The sequence below is a fragment of the Candidatus Hydrogenedentota bacterium genome, from assembly GCA_016791475.1.
In the GTDB taxonomy this organism is placed as follows: domain Bacteria; phylum Hydrogenedentota; class Hydrogenedentia; order Hydrogenedentales; family JAEUWI01; genus JAEUWI01.
This window is the reverse complement of record JAEUWI010000213.1, coordinates 502-737: the sequence shown is the minus strand read 5'-3', so window position 1 is coordinate 737 and position 236 is coordinate 502. Positions and strand designations below refer to the sequence as shown.

General features: G+C 68.6%; 1 protein-coding gene. It reads right to left on the bottom strand.

Going from position 1 to position 236, the window contains the following annotated elements; genetic code table 11:
• Positions 1-236 (bottom strand): diguanylate cyclase (locus tag JNK74_28780; GenBank protein ID MBL7650178.1); only part of this gene is annotated, 236 nt, incomplete at both ends.

The window sequence follows — 236 nt, the reverse complement described above, 5'->3', positions numbered from 1 at the left end:
GATTTGTGACGACCCCGGCGCCGCTGATCACCACCCGGTTGCGCCCCTGGCGCTTGGCTTCGTACAAGGCTTCGTCGGCGTAGCGCAGGGCGACCTCGATCGGGCATTCGCTGGCGTCGGCCAGCCCGATGCTGACGGTGACCTTGACCCGTCGCCCGTCGGACAGCGGCACGTCGTTGTCGGCACAGGCGGCGCGCAGGCGTTCGGCCAGTTTCGCGGTTTCCGCCGTGGAAATC